This window comes from Neisseria blantyrii (assembly GCF_962747855.1).
Taxonomy (GTDB): Bacteria; Pseudomonadota; Gammaproteobacteria; order Burkholderiales; family Neisseriaceae; genus Neisseria; species Neisseria viridiae.
The window spans coordinates 16,807-38,796 of the sequence record NZ_CAUIZY010000015.1 but is presented as its reverse complement, the minus strand read 5'-3'; the positions used below and the strand labels follow the sequence as shown (position 1 = coordinate 38,796).

Annotated in this window: 17 protein-coding genes and 1 tRNA gene; 11 read left to right on the top strand and 7 right to left on the bottom strand. The window is 52.7% G+C overall.

Features of this window, described 5'->3' with window-relative positions; all coding sequences use genetic code 11:
• Positions 1-178 precede the first annotated feature (178 nt).
• A tRNA-Glu gene (locus Q9J80_RS10010) sits at positions 179-254 on the top strand.
• Between the two features lie 648 nt (positions 255-902).
• On the opposite strand, the gene Q9J80_RS10005 is transcribed toward Q9J80_RS10010, so the two are convergent.
• Positions 903-1,187, bottom strand: a complete 285-nt coding sequence (locus Q9J80_RS10005) for a GIY-YIG nuclease family protein (protein ID WP_301673199.1) — start codon at positions 1,185-1,187, stop codon at positions 903-905.
• 832 nt (positions 1,188-2,019) lie between these two features.
• On the opposite strand from Q9J80_RS10005, the gene thiD reads away from it, so the two are divergent.
• Complete coding sequence (thiD, locus tag Q9J80_RS10000) at positions 2,020-2,826, top strand: bifunctional hydroxymethylpyrimidine kinase/phosphomethylpyrimidine kinase (RefSeq protein ID WP_304671691.1); 807 nt, start codon at positions 2,020-2,022, stop codon at positions 2,824-2,826.
• A gap of 49 nt (positions 2,827-2,875) precedes the next feature.
• Here the strand turns inward: thiD and tehB are convergent, their stop codons facing one another.
• The gene (tehB, locus tag Q9J80_RS09995; protein WP_304671696.1) at positions 2,876-3,745 is read right to left on the bottom strand and encodes an SAM-dependent methyltransferase TehB; all 870 of its coding nucleotides are present in this window, start codon (positions 3,743-3,745) and stop codon (positions 2,876-2,878) included.
• A 112-nt stretch (positions 3,746-3,857) separates the two neighbouring features.
• Between tehB and rnhA the strand changes: the two genes are divergently transcribed.
• The 3 genes from rnhA to Q9J80_RS09980 all read left to right on the top strand — a co-directional run bounded on the left by rnhA (position 3,858) and on the right by Q9J80_RS09980 (position 6,912).
• A complete protein-coding gene (gene rnhA / locus Q9J80_RS09990; RefSeq protein WP_304671692.1) occupies positions 3,858-4,295 on the top strand; it encodes a ribonuclease HI in 438 nt (145 codons plus the stop codon).
• A 985-nt stretch (positions 4,296-5,280) separates the two neighbouring features.
• Positions 5,281-5,685, top strand: a complete 405-nt coding sequence (locus Q9J80_RS09985) for an HIT family protein (protein ID WP_002238207.1) — start codon at positions 5,281-5,283, stop codon at positions 5,683-5,685.
• Between the two features lie 39 nt (positions 5,686-5,724).
• Positions 5,725-6,912 carry an LD-carboxypeptidase gene (locus Q9J80_RS09980; protein WP_118814212.1) on the top strand — a complete coding sequence of 396 codons (1,188 nt, stop codon included), beginning with the start codon at positions 5,725-5,727 and terminating at the stop codon, positions 6,910-6,912.
• 101 nt (positions 6,913-7,013) lie between these two features.
• On the opposite strand, the gene Q9J80_RS09975 is transcribed toward Q9J80_RS09980, so the two are convergent.
• Positions 7,014-9,269, bottom strand: coding sequence for a nitric-oxide reductase large subunit (locus tag Q9J80_RS09975; RefSeq protein WP_301673194.1), 2,256 nt, complete (start codon positions 9,267-9,269; stop codon positions 7,014-7,016).
• 381 nt (positions 9,270-9,650) lie between these two features.
• Between Q9J80_RS09975 and nirK the strand changes: the two genes are divergently transcribed.
• The 3 genes from nirK (at position 9,651) to Q9J80_RS09960 (ending at position 12,927) form a co-directional block, all read left to right on the top strand.
• Positions 9,651-10,814 (top strand): copper-containing nitrite reductase, encoded by a 1,164-nt coding sequence (gene nirK / locus Q9J80_RS09970; protein WP_301673193.1) that lies wholly within the window; start codon positions 9,651-9,653, stop codon positions 10,812-10,814.
• 179 nt (positions 10,815-10,993) lie between these two features.
• On the top strand, positions 10,994-11,749 hold the full coding sequence (locus Q9J80_RS09965) for a formylglycine-generating enzyme family protein (RefSeq protein WP_301673192.1): 756 nt from the start codon (positions 10,994-10,996) through the stop codon (positions 11,747-11,749).
• Positions 11,750-12,045: 296 nt separating this feature from the next.
• Positions 12,046-12,927, top strand: a complete 882-nt coding sequence (locus Q9J80_RS09960; RefSeq protein ID WP_301673191.1) for a carbohydrate kinase family protein — start codon at positions 12,046-12,048, stop codon at positions 12,925-12,927.
• 59 nt (positions 12,928-12,986) lie between these two features.
• On the opposite strand, the gene Q9J80_RS09955 is transcribed toward Q9J80_RS09960, so the two are convergent.
• The 4 genes from Q9J80_RS09955 to serC form a co-directional block, all read right to left on the bottom strand.
• Positions 12,987-13,544 (bottom strand): nitroreductase family protein, encoded by a 558-nt coding sequence (locus tag Q9J80_RS09955; protein WP_301673190.1) that lies wholly within the window; start codon positions 13,542-13,544, stop codon positions 12,987-12,989.
• 76 nt (positions 13,545-13,620) lie between these two features.
• A complete protein-coding gene (locus Q9J80_RS09950) occupies positions 13,621-15,255 on the bottom strand; it encodes a phosphoethanolamine transferase (RefSeq protein WP_301673189.1) in 1,635 nt (544 codons plus the stop codon).
• A gap of 62 nt (positions 15,256-15,317) precedes the next feature.
• A complete protein-coding gene (locus Q9J80_RS09945; RefSeq protein ID WP_301673188.1) occupies positions 15,318-15,650 on the bottom strand; it encodes a hypothetical protein in 333 nt (110 codons plus the stop codon).
• Complete coding sequence (serC, locus tag Q9J80_RS09940) at positions 15,647-16,753, bottom strand: phosphoserine transaminase (protein ID WP_301673187.1); 1,107 nt, start codon at positions 16,751-16,753, stop codon at positions 15,647-15,649. The genes Q9J80_RS09945 and serC overlap by 4 nt, the downstream gene beginning before the upstream one ends.
• Before the next feature lie 364 nt (positions 16,754-17,117).
• On the opposite strand from serC, the gene rimP reads away from it, so the two are divergent.
• Genes rimP through infB form a run of 3 tightly spaced genes read left to right on the top strand, consistent with a single transcriptional unit; the run spans position 17,118 to position 21,979 of the window.
• Positions 17,118-17,549 carry a ribosome maturation factor RimP gene (gene rimP / locus Q9J80_RS09935; protein WP_002216731.1) on the top strand — a complete coding sequence of 144 codons (432 nt, stop codon included), beginning with the start codon at positions 17,118-17,120 and terminating at the stop codon, positions 17,547-17,549.
• A 27-nt stretch (positions 17,550-17,576) separates the two neighbouring features.
• Positions 17,577-19,079, top strand: a complete 1,503-nt coding sequence (nusA, locus tag Q9J80_RS09930) for a transcription termination factor NusA (RefSeq protein WP_301673186.1) — start codon at positions 17,577-17,579, stop codon at positions 19,077-19,079.
• Positions 19,080-19,090: 11 nt separating this feature from the next.
• Positions 19,091-21,979 (top strand): translation initiation factor IF-2, encoded by a 2,889-nt coding sequence (gene infB, locus Q9J80_RS09925; protein WP_301673185.1) that lies wholly within the window; start codon positions 19,091-19,093, stop codon positions 21,977-21,979.
• Positions 21,980-21,990: the final 11 nt, after the last annotated feature.

Here is a 21,990-nt window from a genome sequence, read left to right as displayed (position 1 = left end):
AAAAAAAAAAAAAAAAAAAAAAAAAAAAAAAAAAAAAAAAAAAAAAAAAAATACAATCAATTTGTTGATATTTATAGGTTTTATATATTTAAACCGGCAGAAATTTACATTTCCGCCGTCGGTTTTACGCAACAGGCTTGACAAGTTTCCGAAGCCTTGTAAAATGGCGAACTTTCACGCGCCCATCGTCTAGAGGCCTAGGACACTGCCCTTTCACGGCGGCAACCGGGGTTCGAATCCCCGTGGGCGTGCCAATTCAAAAACCTGCTTGTTTCAAGCAGGTTTTTTCATTATAAGTCGTCATTCCCGCACCCTTCGTCATTCCCGTAATTTTTTGTCATTCCCGCAACTCTTCGTCATTCCCGCGAAAGCGGGAATCTAGAACCTCAAACTTTCAGATAATCTTTGAATATTGCCGCCGCCCGAAGGTCTGGATTCCCGCATTCGCGGGAATGACGGTTTAGAAGTTGCCCGAAACCCCAAAAAAAAAACCGAAACCGAACACACTGGATTCCCGCTTTCGCTGGAATGACGGAATTTTAGGTTTCTGTTTTTATGGGAATGACGGCTGAGGGTGGGCGATGCCGTCTGAAGCCCCGTCATTCCCCCCTGCTGTCCGCAACCTTTCGCTATTCCCGCAAGCTTTCGCCATTCCCGTGAAAACGGGAATCCAGAACCTCAAACTTTCAGATAATCTTTGAATATTGCCGCCGCCCGAAGGTCTGGATTCCCGCCTACGCGGGAATGACGGTGGGGGACGATGCCGTCTGAAACTTCATCATTCCCGCAATTTTTCGTCATTCCCGTGAAAACGGGAATCTAGAACTTCTGAATTTTCAGACAACCTTTGAATATTGCCATTACCCGAAGGTCTGGATTCCCGCTTTCGCGGGAATGACGGGCTAAATAATATCAAACCATAAATCCCGCCAAGAAACATTATTTTCTTCAATCAGTTGCAATTTCCAAGCCCTGTTCCATTTCTTCAACTGTTTTTCCCGAGAAATTGCGCTCTCCATCGTAGGATGAGGTTCATACCAAACCAGCATAGTAACGTTGTACCGTGATGTAAATCCCTCAACCAAATGCTCCCTATGTTGGTAAATACGTTGCACCAAATCAGATGTAACGCCAACATACAACGTGCCATTACGTTGGCTTGCTAAGATATAAACCGCAGGCTGCATATGATATCCTTTTGAATTATTTAAATTTATATTCCCGTGAACACAATCCCGCGATTATTCCAACCCTTCGTCATTCTCGCAACTCTCCGTTATTCCCGCAACCTTTCGTCATTCCCGCAAAAGCGGGGATCTAGAACCTCTAAATTTTCAGATAACCTTTGAATATTGCTGCTACCCGACGGTCTGGATTCCCGCCTGCGCGGGAATGACGGCAGAGGGTGGACGATGCCGTCTGAAGCCTGACAAGGCATTTGATGCCGTCTGAAACTTCGTCATTCCCACAACCCTTCGTCATTCCCGTGAAAACGGGAATCTAGAACCTCAAACTTTCAGATAATCTTTGAATATTGCCGCCGCCCGAAGGTCTGGATTCCCGCTTATGCGGGAATGACGGAATTTTAGGTTTTTGTTTTTACGGGAATGACGAATAAAGCGTGCCGATTTATACTCGCCGCAACACGCGGTTCAGACGGCATTGCCCTCTTTTTTCATTATCAGTGGGTGTAGCAACTGTATTTTTCACCCCGTCGGGCAAAAATACAGTTGCTACGATGCACCCCTACCGCCCTGCCCTGTGCCTTGTCCTGCAATACGACATATAATGCGCCACAAACCCCGCGCTGCGGTTTTCAGACGGCATCGCCGTGCTTTTTTACAGGCAGTAGCCCTTTTGGTCGGACGCAATATTAAGGAGGAACAAATGTTTCAACACACAGGACGACACATAAAGCACCGCCCTATGTGCCGTCCTGATTTGGAAGGGGTTACACCCCTTCCAAACAAAGTCTGATTCTACCCCAAAGGGCGGGGTTTCAACCGAAAAGGAAACATAATGAAAGGCTCTTTCGTACAGTCCCTAAGCATCGCCGGTTCGGATTCGGGCGGCGGTGCGGGCATTCAGGCGGATTTGAAAACGTTTCAGATGCGCGGCGTGTTCGGAACGTGCGTCATCACCGCCGTTACCGCGCAAAATACCTTGGGCGTGTCGGCAGTGCACCTCGTCCCGACCGAAACCATCGCCGCACAAATCCAAGCAATCAGGGAAGACTTTGACATCCGCGCCTACAAAATCGGTATGCTCGGCACGGCGGAAATCATCGAATGCGTTGCCGACAGCCTGAAGCACTGCGACTTCGGCAGGCGCGTGCTTGATCCTGTGATGATTGCCAAAGGCGGTGCGCCACTGTTGCAGGATTCCGCCGTTGCGGCACTGACGCGCCTGCTGCTGCCGGACACGGACATCCTGACCCCCAACCTGCCCGAGGCGGAAGCCTTGACGGGCGTGCGTATCGAAAGCCGTAAAGATGCGGAACGCGCGGCAAAAATCCTGCTTGATTACGGTGTCAAAAATGTCGTTATCAAAGGCGGACATTTGAACGGCAGCACAAGCGGACGCTGCACGGATTGGCTGTTTACGCAAAACGAAACGCTGGAATTGGACAGCCCGCGCTTTCCGACCGCCCACACGCACGGCACAGGCTGCACGTTTTCCGCCTGCATTACCGCCGAATTGGCAAAAGGCTTAGATGTTTGCGAAGCCGTACAGACTGCCAAGGCCTACATCACGGCGGCAATCTCAAACCCTTTGGAAATCGGCTCGGGACACGGTCCGGTCAATCATTGGGCGTATCGGGACTAACCGTAAAAATGCCGTCTGAAACAAAATGTTCAGACGGCATTTTTGAGGATTATTCAGGCTTTTTCGCCAGCATGGTTACAAATTTAAACCGTATCGGATTGCCGTTTTCGTCTTTGGCGTGCATCGCGCCCAATTCTTCTTTATATTCGACCAGCTCCCAATCCCGATAATAATCCTTCAGCTCGCCCTCTTTAAATTTAAAAGGGAACGGCATCGGGCAGGGGAAATCCGCCGTATCCATTGCCGATACGATTAGGTTGTACCCGCCCGCCGCCGTATGCGCCTGCATATCGGCAATCACGTCGGGCACGCGCTGCGGCATCAGGAACATCAGCACCACTGTTGCCACAATATAATCAAACTCACCCTGCAAGGCGGCGGCGTTCAAATCATATTCCAGCGTGCGGACGTTCAAACCCTCCGCCTCTGCCAGCTCCGCCACGTTTGCCAAGGCGGCGGGATTGCAATCGGCGGCGGTTACGTCAAATCCCTTCAAGCCGAGGAACAGCGCGTTGCGCCCCTGTCCGCAACCCATATCCAACGCCCTGCCCGCCGGTACGGTATCCTGTGCCGCCGCGACCGCAGAATGCGTGGCACTCATGCCGTATTTTTTGTGAAAATAATCTGCCGCCGCGCAATACAGCGACAAACGGATTTCGGCATCGTCCGTTTTCGGTTTGACCGAAAACACCTGCTGCGGCGCAAACACGTAATCGCCGCTTTCCGCCGACCAAACCTCTGCCGACCCGTCCTGTGTGCGGACTTCGACATCGCCCTTCAACACATTCAGGCAGACCCACTCCCCTTCTTCGGACGAATAGCCCGACAACAAAACTTCCGGCAGGTTTTCCACTTTCCATACAGGCATCTGTCCGAAACAAAACAACTCGCCACTTTGACCCACTATCCGCTCCTTCATATTCAAAAATAAAGTTGCACATTATATGCCTATTTCAATCCGCCGTAATCTTTCAGCCGGCACGGCGTGCAAACCGCTTATAATCACGCCGGACACCACACAAAGGCACGATATGGACACACCTGTTTACCTCTACACCGACGGCGCGTGCAAAGGCAATCCCGGCGCGGGCGGCTGGGGCGTGTTGATGCGCTACGGCAGCCACGAAAAAGAACTTTTCGGCGGCAAAGCGCAAACCACCAACAACCGCATGGAGCTGACCGCCGTTATCGAAGGACTGAAGTCCCTCAAACGCCGCTGCACCGTCATCATCTGCACCGACTCGCAATACGTCAAAAATGGCATGGAAAACTGGATACACGGTTGGAAGCGCAACGGCTGGAAAACCGCCTCCAAACAGCCCGTCAAAAACGATGATTTGTGGAAAGAACTCGACGCGCTGGTCGGACGGCACCAAGTCAGCTGGACTTGGGTGAAAGGACACGCGGGACACGCGGAAAACGAACGCGCCGACGATTTGGCAAACCGTGGCGCGGCGCAGTTTTCCTGATTGCCGCACCGACAGGAAAATGCCGTCTGAAACCGCCAACGGGCTTTAGACGGCATCGTCCTCCACCGTCATTCCCGCGCAGGCGGGAATCTAGAACATAAAATCTAAAGAAACCGTTTTACCCGATAAGTTTCTGTGCCGACAGACCTAGATTCCCGCCTGCGCGGGAATGACAGGATTTTAGGTTTCTGATTTTGGTTTTCTGTTTTTGAGGGAATGACGGGATTTGAGATTGCGGCATTTATCGGGAGCAACAGAAACCGCTCTGCCGTCATTCCCGCGCAGGCGGGAATCCAGACCTTAAGGCAGCGGCAATATTCAAAGATTATCTGAAAGTTTGAAGTTCTAGATTCCCGTTTTCACGGGAATGACGAAAAGTTGCGGACAGCAGAGGAATGACGAGGTTTCAGACGGCATTGTTCTCCCGCCGTCATTCCCGCGCAGGCGGGAATCCAGACCGTCGGGCAACGGCAATATTCAAAAGCTGTCTGAAAATTTAAAAGTTCTAGATTCCCGCTTTCGCGAGAATGACGAAGAGCTGCGGGAATGACGGGAATTTAGGTTTCTGATTTTGGCTTTCTGTTTTTGAGGGAATGACGGGATTTTAGCAACCGTAGCAACCGCCTGCGCGACGGCTAAGGGGCTTCAGCAACCGTAGCAACTGCCTGTGTGGGAATGACGGACAATGGGCATCAGGCGGCATCTCTTGCCTGCCGCTAAAACGGTTTGCCGCACAACTGTTCAAACGCGTCCGATATGTTTCAACACACAGGACGACACATAAAGCACCGCCCTATGTGTCGTCCTGATTCGGAAGGGGCTACACCCCTCCCAAATAAAGTCTGTTCCTGCCGCCACAAAGGGCGGGGTTCCAACCGAAAAGGAAACACGATGAAGTGGTACAATTAACGGCAATGCGGACAGACAGATTGAAATATTAAAAATTGCCCTACCGTTTTTTAAACACTTTCAGGAATAAGGAAAAATGACCGCCCAACCCTGCCCCATCTGCACGGCGCAAGATGAAGATATTTTGCTGCAAACCCCCAAGCTGCGCGTCATCGCCGTCCATAACGATAGTGGTTCGCCTGCATTCTGCCGCGTCATTTGGCGTAAGCATATTGCCGAAATGACCGACCTTTCGGCTGCCGAACGCGGCGAATTGATGGAAATGGTGTACAAAGTCGAAGCCGCTATGCGCCAAGTGTTCCGGCCGGCAAAAATCAACCTCGCCAGCTTGGGCAATGTCGTGCCGCACCTGCACTGGCATATTATCGCCCGCTTTGAAAACGATGCGTCTTTCCCTGCGCCGATTTGGGCAAACCCCGTCCGAAAACACGGTATGACCCTGCCGCAAGATTGGACGGAACAGCTTAAAAAGCTGCTTTAAGCCCGCCAATGCCGTCTGAAACCGTATGAAAGGGAAATTATGACCGAACCGACCTCCCGCCGCTGTTTTCTGAAAACCTGCACCGCCGCCGCAGGCGCGGGACTGCTTCAGGCTTGCGGTACTGCGCCTGCTTCAAACAATGCCCCATCCGCGCCCTCTCACCCTGTTGCGAAAGCCCGAACCGTGTACCCCGAACCACCACACCATTCTAATTCTGCCGACAATCTTCTGCGTATTGTCGCCTCCTCAGGCTTTGCCGAAGACATCAACCGCGTCAATACTGCATTGACCCGCCTTTACAATGCCGGTTTTACCGTAACCAACCAACAGGCGGGCAGCCGCCGCTTCCAACGGTTTGCCGGTACGGACGCACAACGTGCCGCCGATTTCCAAGATGTCGCTTCCGGTCGCGTTGCCATACCGAAAGTTCTGATGGGTTTGCGCGGCGGTTATGGTGCGGCACGCATTCTGCCGCATATTGATTTTGCCTCACTCGGCGCAAGAATGCGCGAACGTGGTACGCTGTTTTTCGGATTCAGCGATGTTTGCGCCGTCCAGCTGGCACTCTTGGCAAAAGGCAATATGATGAGTTTTGCCGGTCCGATGGCATACAGCGAATTCGGCAAACCCTCCCCCAGCGTGTTTACAATGGATGCCTTTATCAAGGGGGTAACCCAAAACCGACTGACCGTTGATGTTCCTTATATCCAACGCGCCAATGTCGAAACCGAAGGCACGTTGTGGGGCGGCAACCTCAGCGTCCTTGCTTCACTTGCCGGCACCCCCTATATGCCCGACATCGACGGCGGCATTTTGTTTCTCGAAGATGTCGGCGAACAGCCCTACCGCATCGAACGTATGCTCAATACGCTGTATCTTTCGGGTATTTTGGACAAACAACGCGCCATCGTGTTCGGCGATTTCCGTATGGGCAATATCCGCGATGTATACGATTCGTCTTATGATTTTTCTACCGTGGTCAACCATATTTCGCGTACGGCAAAAATTCCTGTGCTGACAGGTTTCCCGTTCGGACATATTGCCGACAAAATTACTTTCCCGCTGGGCGCGCACGCCCGAATCCGTATGAACGGAAACGGCGGTTATTCGGTCGCGTTTGAAGGCTACCCCACACTCGATGCGTCCGCCCTGACTTTGGATACTCTGCTCCCACCGCCGAATTTGCCTATCTTCCCCGAAAGCGGTGTTGCCGATATTTCGGAATAAACCCGCAAACGGACAAATGCCGTCTGAAGCCTTCAGACGGCATTTTCCTGTAAAAAAACCGCACCTGATGGCAGGTGCGGTTTCAATTTTCAGGCTAAAACTTATTTGTCCCGGCCGAATACAATTTTAGTAGCTTGGATGGCGACACAGATTGCACCGCCGATAAAGATCAAGTCGGCAGCAGTACGAACCCAGCGCAGGGTGTCGAGGATTTCCATTTGCAGGAATTCTTCGCTGCGGGCATACCACAGGCCGTGCGTGATAGAGGCGTATGCCTGAATCGCGCCGACAGGCAGCAGGCTGATGGCAATCATACCGACCAAGCCGCCGTTGAGCAGCCAGAAGCCCCAAGTCATCAGTTTGTCGTCAAACTGCGCGTTCGGTTTCAAGTAGCGCGCAACCAACAATACGAAGCCCAATGCCAAGAAACCGTACACACCGAACAAGGCAGCGTGCGCATGAACAGCAGAAGTATTCAAACCTTGGATATAGAACAGGGAAATCGGCGGGTTAATCAGAAAACCGAATACACCGGCACCAATCATGTTCCAGAAGGCGACTGCAACGAAGCACATCAGCGGCCAACGCAGGCGTTTCGCCCAGTCGGACAGGTGTTGGTAAGACCAGTGCTCGTATGCTTCACGGCCCAGCAACACCAGCGGTACCACCTCCAAAGCGGAGAAACAGGCACCGATTGCCATAGAGGCGGAGGTAGAGCCGGAGAAGTACAGGTGGTGCAGCGTACCGGGAACGCCGCCCAACATAAAGATGGCGGCAGCGGCCAAAGTGGAGGCAGTGGCGGTACTGCGGCGGACAAAGCCCATATTGTAGAAGACAAAGGCAAAGGCGGCAGTGGCAAATACTTCAAAGAAGCCTTCCACCCACAGGTGAACCACCCACCAACGCCAGTATTCCATTACGGCAATCGGGGATTTTTCGCCATAGAACAGACCCGGTGCGTAGAACACGCCCACGCCGACCATAGAAGCGACAAAGATTGCCAGCAGGTTTTTGTCCACGCCTTTTTCTTTGAAGGCGGAAACCGTGCAGCGCAACATCAGGAACAGCCACAACAGCAGACCGACCATCAAAAGGAGTTGCCAGAAACGTCCCAAATCGAGGTATTCGTAACCTTGGTGTCCGAACCAGAAGTTAAATTCGGGGGGAAGGATGTGCGTCAACGCGAAGAAGTTGCCCGCGTAAGAACCGCCGACCACAATAAAGAGGGCGATGTACAGGAAGTTCACGCCTGCACGTTGGAACTTGGGATCTTTGCCGCCGTTGACAATCGGCGCAAGGAACAAACCTGCCGTCAAAAAGCCGGTTGCAATCCAGAAGATGGCGGATTGGATGTGCCAAGTACGGGTCAGGGCGTAGGGGAACCAGTCGGACATTTCGAAGCCCAGTGCTTCGTCAATGCCGTAGAAACCTTGACCTTCGACGGTATAGTGCGCAGTCAGACCACCCAGCAATACTTGTACCACAAACAGGGCGACCGTCAGGAAGACGTATTTGCCCAATGCTTTTTGCGAAGGGGTCAGTTGGATTTTGGAAATCGGGTCTTCAGACGGCACTTCCACTTCCTCGTGTTTGGTCAGGAAGGAATAACCCCACATCAGCAAACCGATGCCCATCAGCAGAAGAACAACGCTGGTGAATGACCACATATAGTTTTCAGTGGTCGGTACGTTGTTGATCAAAGGTTCGTGCGGCCAGTTGTTGGTGTAAGTAAAATTCTCGTCAGGACGGTTGGTCGAAGCAGACCAAGAAGTCCAGAAGAAGAAGTTGAACAGTTTTTCACGCGCTTCTTGGCTTGGCAATGTATTGTTTTTCATTGCAAAGTGTTCGCGGGTGGTTTGCAACTTGGGATCGTCGCCGTAAACGCCGTGATAATAAGGCAGGATGCTTTCGATGGCTTTCACGCGCGTATCGCTGATGACTACAGAACCGTCTTCCTTCACACGGCTTTGGTTGCGGTATTCGTCAGCCAGTCGGGTTTTCAGAACGGCTTGTTCTTCAGGGGAAACTTCATCGAATTTTTTGCCGTAAGTCTGTTGCGCGGTCAAATCCAACCAAGCGGACAACTCACGATGCAGCCAGTCGGCCGTCCAGTCCGGAGCCTGATATGCGCCGTGACCCAGAATCGAACCGACTTCCATACCGCCGGTACTCTGCCACGCAGACTGACCTGCCAAAATATCGTCTTTCGTCATCAGCACTTTGCCTGATGCGGAAACGACCTGTTCGGGGTAAGGCGGGGCTTTCTTATAAACCTCGCTGCCCATATAGCCAAGAATGGTAAAGCATACCGCCAGAACGGCAAACAGCAAGTACCACAGCTTCTTGTACTGTCCCATTTTAAGAGCTCCTTTTAATAAAGCAGTTGTTTAAAATTCACAGAATATGAATGTTAAAGATTGTAGCACGGTTTACCGCGCAAATAAACATTTGTTCAAACAAACTCACATATAAAACAAATACATATATGATAATAACTATCATTATTCTTTACTCGGAAATTACCCTGCCTTTGCCTGCTCTGCCGAAGCCCCTAGCAAATCAGCCTATTCATTGTAATTTTTAGTAGTTATAAAGTATTAGAAGTGTCATTTTAAGTTCATATTTATTGAATTACTTGACCTAAATCAAAATATACATAGGTAAGCAACCGCATAATCACATCAGTTCTTAACCAATCCTTTCAGGACAATTTACTTTTCTTACAAAAGGAAAACATCATGAAACGCCAAGCCTTAGCTGCAATTATCGCTTCTATGTTTGCTTTAGCCGCCTGCGGTGGCGAACAAGCTGCTCAAGCTCCTGCCGAAACCCCTGCCGCTTCCGCAGAAGCCGCAAGTTCCGCCGCACAAGCTGCCGCCGAAACGCCTGCAGGCGAACTGCCCGTCATCGATGCGGTTACCACCCACGCTCCCGAAGTACCTCCCGCAATCGACCGCGACTACCCTGCCAAAGTCCGCGTGAAAATGGAAACCGTCGAAAAAACCATGAAAATGGACGACGGGGTGGAATACCACTACTGGACATTTGACGGCGACGTTCCGGGCCGCATGATCCGCGTACGCGAAGGCGATACTGTAGAAGTCGAATTCTCCAACAACCCGTCTTCTACCGTTCCGCACAACGTCGACTTCCACGCCGCAACCGGTCAGGGCGGCGGTGCAGCCGCGACCTTTACCGCCCCGGGCCGTACTTCCACATTCAGCTTCAAAGCCCTGCAACCGGGCCTGTACATCTACCACTGCGCCGTCGCGCCGGTCGGTATGCACATTGCCAACGGTATGTACGGTCTGATTTTGGTCGAGCCTAAAGAAGGCCTGCCGAAAGTGGATAAAGAGTTCTACATCGTTCAAGGCGACTTCTACACCAAAGGCAAAAAAGGCGCGCAAGGCCTGCAACCGTTCGATATGGACAAAGCCGTTGCCGAACAGCCTGAATACGTCGTATTCAACGGTCATGTAGGTTCTATCGCCGGCGATAACGCGCTGAAAGCCAAAGCAGGCGAAACCGTGCGTATGTACGTCGGTAACGGCGGTCCGAACCTGGTGTCTTCCTTCCACGTCATCGGCGAAATCTTCGACAAAGTTTATGTTGAAGGCGGCAAGCTGATTAACGAAAACGTACAAAGCACCATCGTTCCTGCCGGCGGCTCTGCCATTGTCGAATTCAAAGTCGATATCCCGGGCAGCTACACTTTGGTCGACCACTCCATCTTCCGCGCATTCAACAAAGGTGCACTGGGTCAATTGAAAGTAGAAGGTGCAGAAAACCCTGAAATCATGACTCAAAAATTGAGTGATACCGCTTACGCCGGCAGCGGCGCGGCTTCAGCCCCGGCTGCTTCTGCCCCGGCAGCCTCTGCATCCGAAAAAAGCGTTTATTAAATCGGATACCCGTCATTAGCGGAACAAACCACTGCCGCCGTACTTCATTACGCACGGCAGTGGTTTTTTAACAACCAATCTTTCCTTTCGGAAGATTGATTCTTCAGACGGCATTCGCAGCTTTTCGTTTAAAATGCCGTCTGAAAAATCAATTTTAACCGCCTGTCAGGAGGCATAATATGAAGTTTGCCCGGTTACTCTTTCTCTGTGCGGCACTCGCCGGCACTCAAGCGGCGTCTGCCGAAATGGTTCAAATCGAAGGCGGCAGCTACCGCCCGCTTTATCTGAAAAAAGATACCGGCCTGATTAAAGTCAAACCGTTCAAACTGGACAAATATCCCGTTACCAATGCCGAGTTTGCCGAATTCGTCAACAGCCACCCCCAATGGCAAAAAGGCAGGGTCAGTTCCAAACAGGCAGAACCCGCTTATCTGAAGCATTGGATGAAAAACGGCAGCCGCAGCTACGCACCCAGGGCAGGCGAATTAAAACAGCCGATAACCAATGTTTCCTGGTTTGCCGCCAACGCCTATTGCGCCGCACAAGGCAAACGTCTGCCGACCATCGACGAATGGGAATTTGCCGGACTTGCTTCCGCCACGCAGAAAAACGGTTCAAACGAACCCGGCTACAACCGCACTATTCTCGATTGGTATGCCGACGGCGGACGGAAAGGCCTGCACGATGTCGGCAAAGGCCGCCCGAACTACTGGGGCGTTTACGATATGCACGGGCTGATTTGGGAATGGACGGAAGATTTCAACAGCAGCCTGCTTTCTTCCGGCAATGCCAACGCGCAAATGTTTTGCAGCGGCGCGTCTATCGGGTCGAGCGACTCGTCCAACTATGCCGCCTTCCTCCGCTACGGCATCCGCACCAGCCTGCAATCCAAATATGTCTTGCACAACTTGGGCTTCCGTTGCGCAAGCCGATAACCCCTTCAATTACCAAAGCAGCTTTGGCGGTACTGAAAAGTACCGCCGTTTTTTGCCCGAAAATTCTAGTTTTGTTTCATCATCTTGCAATTTCAAGCAATATTTTGTAGGAAAAAACAAAATTATCTTGTGGTGAATCAAATCACCTTTGCGGCAAACCCGTCAAAATACCGACAACGTTTTATTTTTCCAACGAAATTTATAAAACTCATTCGGAGTATTACTACATTCCCGATCAGTGACGGTATGTAAAGCCGTCAAACTTTCCGACTATTTATCCAAACCAAGGAAATCCAATGAAAATTACCGGCTTCGGCGAGATACTGTGGGATGCTTTCCCTGATGGAAAAATTTTGGGCGGCGCACCTTTAAACGTGCTGTACAGATTACAATCGCTCGGTATGGATACCGCCATTATCAGCAGTAGGGGAAATGATGGCGACGGAGAAGAACTTGTCCGACAAATACAACAAAAGAACATCGTTTCCGACTTTATCCAGATTCATCCGGATTATCCCACCAGTCAGGTTAAAGTGTCGCTGAATGCCCAAGGCAGCGCATCCTACGAAATTGTCTATCCCTGTGCATGGGACGGCATCCGGACAGAAGAAGCAGCACTGCACCGCGTTGCCCAATCCGATGCCTTTATTTTCGGCAGCCTGGCCATGCGCGACGAAACCTCCCGAAAAACTTTAAACAGCCTGCTGCAACAGGCAAAATTCAAAATCTTCGATGTCAACCTGCGCAAACCGCATTACGACGCTTCCCTGATTTTAGAAACCATGAAACAGGCTGATGTCGTCAAACTCAACGATGACGAACTCTACGAACTGTCAAAAATTTACGGATCGCCCTATCACGGTTTGGAACAAAACATCGTTTATCTGGCAAAACTGACCGATACGGGCACTCTTTGCGTAACCTTGGGCAGCCACGGCGCAGTCCTGTACAAAAACGGGGAGTTTTTCCGACACGGCGGATTTAAAATCGAAGTTGCCGATACCGTCGGCTCGGGAGACAGTTTCCTTGGCGGTCTGATTTATCAGCTGCTCAACCGCGCGGAACCCCAACATGCCCTCGCCTTCGCCTGCGCACTTGGTGCGCTGGTCGCCTCCGAACATGGTGCAACGCCGGAAATTTCCCCCGAACGCATCGGGCGTTTCATGAACCCTGTTTAAAACGCATGGAAAAATGCCGTCTGAAAGCCTTTCAGACGGCATTTTGCTTGAGATTCCGTTTACCAATGGCTGACAAACGCTTCCAAATCGGTATTCTTGGGCTTATGCGCTTCCTCTGTCGGCGTGCCGATCATCATCAGCCCGATGATTTTATCCTTATCCGCACAACCGAAAGCCTCCCGCAACAAGGGGCTGTTGACCCACATCCCCGTAATCCAGACATTGTCGAATCCCTGAGCCGTTGCCGCCAGTTGCAGCGCATACGCCGCACAACCCGCCGTCAGCATCTGTTCCCATTCCGGTTTCGGCTTAGGCACATCGCGGTTGGGCGCAAACGTTACCCCGATGACCATCGGCGCCATATTGCCCACTTTTTCCGCCTTCTGCAACGCCTCCGCGCCGAAATTCAACGCGTCAACCGTCTGCGCCAAAATACGGCGGAAACGCTGCAAAGCAGTGTCCCCCTGAATCACGGTAAAACGGAAGGGGCGCATATTGCCGTGATCGGGAACTTGGGTTGCCGCCTGCAACATCTGTTCCAACTCCGCCGCATCGGGGGCGGGGGGCTTCAGCTTTTTGGAAGATCGGCGGTTCGTCAATAATTTTAAAGCATCCATATCGTTATACTCCGGTCGTCGGTCGGGTGTTTCGGACACATATGCCGTCCGAAGGCTTCAGACGGCATATGCGGCATCAGCGCGGACGGCGGCAGGCTGCCAATATATCCATTTCCTTCCGATAGGTTTGGCTGTTTGAAATGCCCATCAGCCCCAATACCGTGCTGAAATAGTGGTCGTGCGAATATTCGTTTTCCGCCGCTTTTTGCTTGAGGCATTGGAAATCTATGCCCCCGTGTTGGCGGAAGGCTTTGGAAAACCACATAACCATCGGGATATGCGTCTGTCCGGAAGGCGCGATGGCGTAAGGCGCGGCGTGCAGGTACATCCCGTTTTCGCCCAAACTTTCGCCGTGGTCGGAAACATAATGCACCGCGCTTTCCAAATCGTCGCGGTTTTCAAGTTTGCGGATAACCTTGTCGATAAACTGGTCCACATACAAAACCGTATTGTCGTAAGTGTTGACCAGCGTGGCGCGGGCGCATTTGTCGATTTCGTTGGTATCGCAGGTCGGCGTAAATTTGCGTTCGGCTTCAGTATAGCGTTCGTAATACGTCGGCCCGTGGCTGCCGATGGTATGCAGGATTAAAACCGCGTCTTTATCGTTTTTGTTGAGGGCTTCGTCGAACTTGGTCAGCAGGATATTGTCGAGGCACTCGCCGTTGCGGCAGTATTCGGGCAGGTTGAGCGAGGTAACGTCGGTATTCGGCACTTTGCCGCACACGCCCTTGCAGCCGGAATCGTTTTCCAACCAAGTAACTTCCACGCCGGCGCGCTGCACGATGTCCAGCAGGTTGTCCTGGTGTTCGGCTTTGATTTCGTCATAATCCGTGCGGTCGAAGGTTGAGAACATACACGGCAGGGAGTACGCGGTCGATGTGCCGCAGCTTCTGACCTGCGGGAAATTGACAATTTCATCGCCGCGCGCGGCAAGCAGCGGCGTGGTTTGGCGGCTGTAACCGTTCAAACCCCAGTTGGCGGCACGCGTGGTCTCGCCCACGATCAGCACCACGAAACGGCGCAGGCTGCCGGCCGGGCGGTTTTGCACGACCGCCATATCCAATTGCGTATAAGGAATGTTGGAACGCTTCCAATCTTTGTATTTCGACACGCCCGCGCCGATGAAATTAGACGGCACAATCAAATGGGTTACTGATTTATTGTTGCGGAAAAACGAGGCGTAATCCTGATATTGCAACATCGCAATGCCCAACGCGCACAAAAAGGAAACGGCGGCAAGCACAAGGCGCGTCAAAAGCTCCTTATACCAAACGCGGTATTTGACCTTGACGGCGATATACGCCAGCGCGGGCAATACGCCCAAACATACAATCCACAGCACATAGCCCGGCGTAATCAGGCGCGCGCTTTCCGCCGCCGTGGTTTGCAAGACATTATTCAACATCGACTTGTTGAAATAGATATTGAAAAATATTTCTTGGTAAGACACCGCTGCACTAATAACCAATATTAATGGAATCAATACCTTATGCACAAAAGGCAGGGCAATGACGTGAAAAACGAAATTACTTAAAAAAAACAGCACCACCGGCATCGTATAGAGGAAGATGTCCGCCCCGGTGCCGTTAAAAGGATGAAGCTCGACAACTTTGGCAAAAAAGGCGTAATTCAATACCAGCGAAGAATACAGGGAAAGGAAGGCAATCAGCACGGAAGAGCCGAGCTTCGGCCTCAGGTTCGGTTTTATCATTTGGAATGTGTCGGATAAGGGTTGGAAAAGGCATCCGGAATCCGGATTATTGAAAAAGATTCTTAATTATAAGGCAACGGGGCAAAGCAGGGCAAGAAAACGGCGGCTGTGCGGGGTTTCTGCCCGCCATTCAAACGTCCGGCAGACATAAAAACATCGTAAGCAAGATTCGAACCGGTCTTCAACCACCCCTGCCAGAAAAGCGGGCAAAGCATTTCATATTGGAAAAACCCGACCGCGCCGCCGACGGTGCAGTCCGGCACAAACAGCATCAGGGTAAAAAGGACGGGCAACCGCCGGCAGCGCAGTTTTACCCCGCATCCCAAAACGCCGCCGGAGAACGCCGAAACAGCCGATGCCGTCTGAAGCCGCTTCAGGCGGCATTTGAAAATCAACCGTAACGCCGTTGGAAATCGCGCATAAAATCTGCCAAAGCCCGCACGCCTTCGAGCGGCATCGCATTGTAGATGCTGGCGCGCATCCCGCCGACGGTTTTATAACCCTTGAGCAGGCACAAGCCCTGCAACTCGGCTTCCAACACAAAGCGGCGGTCCAAATCCTCGCTTTCAGTTTTGAAGACCACGTTCATTTTGGATCGCGCATCGGGATGGATATCGTTGATATAAAAACCGCCGCTGCCGTCTATCGCTTCATACAAGGTTTGCGCCTTTATTCGATTGACCGCTTCAATTTTTTTCACGCCGCCCTGCGCCTGCAGCCAGCGGAACACCAGCCCCGACATATAAATCGCGTAAGTTGACGGCGTGTTGTACATACCGTCGCGGTTCAAATGCGAACGGTAGTTGAACACATCGGGAATATCGTTCGGACAACGCTCGAGCAAATCCTCGCGGATAATCACCACCGTAACCCCTGCCGGCCCGATGTTTTTCTGTGCGCCTGCGTAAATCAGTCCGTAGTCGGCAACATCAAACTCGCGCGACAGAATCTCGCTCGACATATCGCACACCAGCGGCGGCATGCCGTCTGAAAGGCGCGGCACCTCACGGTATTGCAGCCCGTTGACAGTTTCATTGACGGCAAAATGGACAAACGCCGAATCGGGTGCAACATCCCACGTTTCCACAGGCGGCAGGTCGAGATAGTCGAACCGCTCGCCGCCATGCGCCGCCAAACGGATTTCCGTATCGGTCAAACGGCTCATCTGTTCATAAGCGATACGGCTCCAGTTGCCCGTTACCACCGCGTCGGCAGTGCGGAAACCGTGTGCCAGATTCATGGCTGCCATATTAAATTGGGTTGTTGCTCCGCCCTGCAGAAACAATATCTTATAGTTGTCAGGCACTTTCAAAAGCTGCCTCAAATCCTGTTCCGCATGATGCAGGATGCTCAAAAACATTTCCGAACGGTGGCTCATTTCCATCACGGAAAAACCCGTACCGTTGTAGTCCGACATTTCCTGCCGCGCCGTTTCCAACACGGCTTCAGGCAACACGGCAGGGCCGGCGGAAAAATTGTAAATCGGATAAAGAGACATGATGCAGCCCTGATTCTGAACAATAACCCGCCCGATTTTAGGCTTGCAGCAGGCTTTGTGCAAGGATGGGAAATACCTGTCCTCCGCCAGACTCCATACCGCCCGAACACGGAAAATAATATCAATATATTGATTTACAAACATAAAAATCATGCCAGCGACAAATAGATACATTTGTTTTGTCAACAATATTCACGATTTCCCATTACAAACCTCCCTTACACCCGCTTTTTTCCGTCCCAAAAACACAAAATAAATCAACACTTTCATTTCTCCGCAAAAGCGGTTATAATCACGCCGATTTTTCAACTTTGACGAAAAATGGCCACGGGGCCATTTTTTTATTATGTACATAGGGAGCAGCATGGATATTCAAACCATCCTCGAAAAAACCCTGCCCGGCCTGGGCTACGAACTGGTCGATTTTGAACTGACCGCGCAAGGAACATTGCGCGTGTTCATCGACAAAGAAGGCGGCATTACCGTCGAAGACTGCGCAACCGTCAGCAACCACTTGAGCCGCGTCTTCATGGTTGAAGACATCGACTACAAAAACCTGGAAATTTCCAGCCCCGGACTCGACCGCCCCTTGAAAAAAGCCGCCGACTTCGTACGCTTTGCCGGTCAGAATGCCAAAATCAAAACCCGCCTGCCGATAGACGGTCAGAAAAACTTTATCGGTAAAATCGAAGGCTGCGAAAACGATACCGTTACCGTATCCTTCGATGGCAAAACCGTGCAAATCGAATTGGGCAACATCGACAAAGCCCGTCTGCGCCCCGAATTCAAATTCTAAAACACAGCAATATTGGAGATTTTCAAAATGAGTCGTGAAATGTTACAGCTGGCAGAAGCACTGGCAAGCGAAAAAAACGTTGATGCGGAAGTCGTCTTCCAAGCACTGGAATTCGCACTCTCTACCGCCGCCAAGAAAAAGGCAGACCGCGAACACATGGACGTGCGCGTCCAAATCAACCGCGATACCGGCGAATACCAAACCTTCCGCCGTTGGCTGATTGTCGCCGATGAAGACTATACCTATCCCGATGTCGAAAAAACCATCGAGGAAATCCAAGAGGAAATCCCCGATACGACCATCCAAATCGGCGAATACTATGAAGAGCAGCTGCCCAACGAAGGCTTCGGCCGCCAAGCCGCGCAAACCGCCAAACAAATCATCCTGCAACGCATCCGCGATGCGGAGCGCGAGCAGAATCTGAACGAGTTTCTCGCCGTCAAAGAAGACATCGTGTCCGGCACGGTCAAACGCGTCGAACGCCACGGCATCATCGTCGAAGTCGTTGCCGGCAAACTGGACGCGCTGATTCCGCGCGACCAAATGATTCCGCGCGAAAACTTCCGCAGCGGCGACCGCATCCGCGCCCTCTTCCTGCGCGTCGAAGAAATCGGCAACACCGGCCGCAAACAAGTCATCCTGAGCCGTACTTCCGGCGATTTCCTCGTCAAACTGTACGCCAATGAAGTACCTGAAATTGCAGACGGCATGCTTGAAATCCGCGCTGTCGCCCGCGACCCGGGACAACGTGCCAAGGTCGCCGTCAAAGCCAACGACCAGCGCATCGATCCGCAAGGCACCTGTATCGGCGTTCGCGGTTCGCGTGTCAACGCGGTCAGCAACGAATTGTCCGGCGAGCGCATCGACGTTGTCCTTTGGTCGCCCGAGCCTGCCCAATTCGTCATGAGCGCACTCTCACCCGCCGAAGTCAGCCGCATCGTCATCGACGAAGACAAACACGCCGTCGATGTCATCGTTGCCGAAGACCAGCTCGCGCTCGCCATCGGACGCGGCGGTCAAAACGTCCGCCTCGCCTCCGAACTGACCGGCTGGCAGCTCAACATCATGACTTCCGCCGAGGCAGACGAACGCAATGCGGCAGAAGATGCCGCCATCCGCCGCCTGTTTATGGATCACTTGAACGTGGACGAAGAAACCGCCGACGTACTGGTTCAGGAAGGTTTTGCAACCTTGGAAGAAGTCGCCTATGTTCCTGCCGCCGAACTGCTTGCCATTGAAGGATTTGACGAAGAAATCGTCGATATGCTCCGCAACCGCGCCCGCGATGCCATCCTGACCATGGCGATTGCCGCCGAAGAAAAACTGGGCGAAGTGTCCGACGATATGCGCAACCTCGAAGGCGTAGATGCCGATATGCTCCGCAGCCTTGCCGAAGCAGGCATTACCACCCGCGACGACTTGGCAGAGCTTGCCGTGGACGAACTGATTGAAATCACCGGTGTAAACGAAGAAACCGCAAAAGCCGTCATCCTGACCGCACGCGAACACTGGTTTACCGAAGACAAATAAAGGGGGTACAGATGAGTAACACAACCGTAGAACAATTTGCCGCCGAGCTGAAACGCCCCGTCGAAGACCTGTTGAAACAGTTGAAAGAAGCCGGCGTCAGCAAAAACAGCGGCAGCGATTCCCTGACGCTGGACGACAAACAGCTTCTGAACGCCTACCTGACCAAGAAAAACGGCAGCAACAGCAGCACCATCAGCATCCGCCGCACCAAAACCGAAGTCAGTACCGTTGACGGCGTAAAAGTCGAAACACGCAAACGCGGACGCACTGTCAACATTCCTTCTGCCGAAGAGTTGGCAGCACAGGTAAAAGCCGCCCAAACCCAAGCCGCACCTGTCCAGCCGGAGCAGACGGCAGAAGACGCGGCAAAAGCCCGAGCCGAAGCTGCCGCACGTGCAGAAGCCCGTGCCAAGGCAGAAGCGGAAGCGGCAAAACTGAAAGCGGCAAAAGCAGGCAACAAAGCCAAACCTGCCGCACAGAAACCCACCGAAGCAAAAGCCGAAACCGCACCCGTTGCGGCGGAAACCAAACCCTCCGAAGAAAGCAAAGCGGAAAAAGCCCAAGCCGACAAAATGCCGTCTGAAAAACCCGCCGAGCCCAAAGAAAAAGCCGCCAAGCCGAAACACGAGCGAAACGGCAAAGGCAAAGATGCCAAAAAAACGGCGAAACCTGCCGCACCTGCCGTGCCGCAACCCGTGGTCAGCGCGGAAGAACAGGCGCAACGCGATGAAGAAGCACGCCGCGCCGCCGCACTTCGCGCCCACCAGGAAGCCCTGTTGAAAGAGAAACAGGAACGCCAGGCACGCCGCGAAGCCATGAAACAACAGGCAGAACAACAGGCAAAAGCCGCACAGGAAGCCAAAACCGGCAGACAGCGTCCCGCCAAAACTGCCGAGAAACCGCAGGCAGCCGCACCGGCCGTCGAAAACAAACCTGTCAATCCGGCAAAAGCGAAAAAAGAAGACCGCCGCAACCGCGATGACGAAGGCCAGGGCCGCAACGCCAAAGGCAAAGGCGGAAAAGGCGGACGCGACCGCAACAATGCACGCAATGGAGACGACGAGCGCGTACGCGGCGGCAAGAAAGGCAAAAAACTCAAACTCGAGCCGAACCAACACGCCTTCCAAGCACCGACCGAACCCGTCGTACACGAAGTCTTGGTTCCCGAAACCATTACCGTTGCCGATTTGGCGCACAAAATGGCGGTCAAAGGCGTGGAAGTGGTCAAAGCCCTGATGAAGATGGGCATGATGGTTACCATCAACCAATCCATCGACCAAGACACCGCCCTGATTGTCGTCGAAGAACTCGGACACATCGGCAAACCCGCCGCCGACGACGATCCTGAAGCCTTCTTGGACGAGGGCGCGGAAGCAGTGGAAGCCGAAGCATTGCCGCGTCCGCCGGTGGTTACCGTCATGGGCCACGTCGACCACGGTAAAACTTCCCTGCTGGACTACATCCGCCGCGCCAAAGTGGTACAGGGCGAAGCGGGCGGCATTACGCAGCACATCGGCGCGTACCATGTCAAAACACCGCGCGGCGTGATTACCTTCTTGGACACCCCGGGACACGAAGCCTTTACCGCCATGCGCGCGCGCGGTGCGAAAGCGACCGACATCGTGATTCTTGTGGTCGCCGCAGACGACGGTGTAATGCCGCAAACCATCGAAGCGATTGCCCACGCCAAAGCGGCAGGCGTTCCGATTGTGGTTGCCGTCAACAAAATCGATAAAGACACTGCCAACCCCGAACGCATCCGTCAGGAACTGACCCAACACGAAGTCATCCCCGACGATTGGGGCGGCACGGTTCAATTCATCGACGTTTCCGCGAAAAAAGGAACGAACATCGACGCGCTGCTCGAAGCCGTATTGCTCGAAGCCGAAGTATTGGAACTGACCGCACCTGTCGATGCGCCCGCCAAAGGCATCATCGTCGAGGCGCGCTTGGACAAAGGGCGCGGCGCGGTTGCCACATTGCTGGTTCAAAGCGGCACGCTGAAAAAAGGCGATATGCTGCTGGCCGGTACGGCATTCGGCAAAATCCGCGCGATGGTCGATGAAAACGGCAAATCCATTACCGAAGCCGGTCCGTCCATCCCCGTCGAAATCCTCGGCTTGTCCGACGTACCGAATGCGGGTGAAGACGCGATGGTATTGGCAGACGAGAAAAAAGCGCGCGAAATCGCCCTCTTCCGTCAAGGCAAATACCGCGACGTGCGCCTTGCCAAACAGCAGGCGGCGAAGCTGGAAAATATGTTCAACAATATGGGCGAAACCCAGGCCCAATCTTTGTCGGTCATCATCAAAGCAGACGTTCAGGGCTCTTACGAGGCTTTGGCGGGCAGCCTGAAAAAACTGTCCACCGACGAGGTGAAAGTGAACGTATTGCACAGCGGCGTGGGCGGCATTACCGAATCGGACGTCAACCTTGCCATCGCTTCGGGCGCGTTCATTATCGGCTTTAACGTGCGTGCGGATGCCTCTTCGCGCAAACTTGCCGAAAATGAAAACGTGGAAATCCGCTACTACAACATCATCTACGATGCCATCGACGACGTGAAGGCGGCGATGAGCGGTATGCTTTCTCCCGAAGAGAAAGAACAGGTTACCGGTACGGTCGAAATCCGTCAGGTCATCTCCGTTTCCAAAGTCGGCAATATTGCAGGCTGTATGGTTACCGACGGTGTGGTTAAGCGCGATTCCCATGTCCGCCTCATCCGCAACAACGTGGTCATCCACACGGGCGAACTGGCTTCGTTGAAACGCTATAAAGACGACGTAAAAGAAGTCCGTATGGGCTTCGAGTGCGGTCTGATGCTCAAAGGCTACAACGAAATTATGGAAGGCGACCAACTGGAATGCTTCGACATCGTCGAAGTTGCCCGCACCCTGTAATTCCTTTGCAA